Genomic DNA, 1,054 nt, shown 5'->3' with positions numbered 1-1,054 from the left:
GCGTACCAATACGTACCCAATCCAACAGGATGGGTGGATCCGTTAGGGTTGAGCTCATGCCCTGGTGGAGACGGCTACAAACAAGGCGCTACCCCTCAACGCTCTTCGCCAAGCGTCAACGTCGGAGAGCCCACTTTACCGCAACTGACGCGCGCTAAGCGTCAGGAAAGAATTGATGAGCTTGCTGAGGCGAACGCATATAGGCGCCTAGACGAATTGGAGAAGGCAACGCCAGGAGCACACTTTCTAGAGAAACACGGAGCACAGACTACACTCGCGTCTCAACTCGAACGTTTGAACACCGCAAGAAACCCGACGACAGGAACTATTGAGCGTTACACATCTGGGCCGAACGTAGGGGAGCCTAAATATCCGCCCGCCGCAACGCATTATCTCAGTCACAGGGATCAGTTAAACTCGATATATCGAGCCCAGCTTATTTTTAGAAGAAATGGACTCGCAGCATCGCTACAACCTATGGACATGGGCAAAACAGTTGGTGAGGGATATTCCAAAACCAATATGGAATATAGTCAGCAGCGTAAAGCAAGAGTGATATTAAATAATCAAGGCAAACCGAAAACCGCATACACGGAGAAATGACTAGAAAATGACAAACAAGCCGAGCATGTCAATAATCCGTGGACTACTGTTCACCTACGACATTGAAAATACGGATGACTTTGAGCGAGAAAAACTCATCGCATCAAAGGACATAAATAACGAAAAAGAACTCATCGAGCTATTTGATGAATTGACCAAGCCAGAATTTTTAGATTACAGCAGGGCCGAGCAAGAGTGGTTCATTACCTCGATCACACACTACCTAGCTATAAATGATGACTTTGATGAGGTTTTTAAAAATATGGCAACCTACTTCAGCGCGCCTGTAACTGATCAGAGAAAATTCATACAAATTCTTTTGACTTGTTTAGAGCGGTATCACAACACGACCAAGTCTAATAGTTGAACGCGAGCGCCCGAGCCCATTTACAGCAACCCCGCTCGCCAAGGCAAATGAGCCCCTGTGGCGAGCGAGCGAGCTTGCTCGCGC

At 47.6% G+C, this 1,054-nt stretch carries 1 protein-coding gene and 1 pseudogene; both read left to right on the top strand.

Annotated features, from left to right (window positions below; all coding sequences use genetic code 11):
• Positions 1–603 (top strand): annotated as a pseudogene (locus tag HX823_RS31870) (rhs family protein); the annotation flags it as partial.
• A gap of 7 nt (positions 604–610) precedes the next feature.
• Positions 611–970 (top strand): hypothetical protein, encoded by a 360-nt coding sequence (locus HX823_RS31520; RefSeq protein WP_038848503.1) that lies wholly within the window; start codon positions 611–613, stop codon positions 968–970.
• Positions 971–1,054 lie beyond the last annotated feature (84 nt).

This window comes from Pseudomonas sp. P7759, from assembly GCF_013386445.1.
Taxonomy (GTDB): Bacteria; Pseudomonadota; Gammaproteobacteria; order Pseudomonadales; family Pseudomonadaceae; genus Aquipseudomonas; species Aquipseudomonas azotoformans_A.
Note: the sequence above shows the minus strand (reverse complement) of the source record. Positions and strands in the feature narration are given on the sequence as shown.

Bases quoted from the DNA above. Each gene is read 5' to 3' on its own strand.
- HX823_RS31520 (WP_038848503.1), top strand. From the start codon at position 611: ATGACAAACAAGCCGAGCATGTCAATAATCCGTGGACTACTGTTCACC.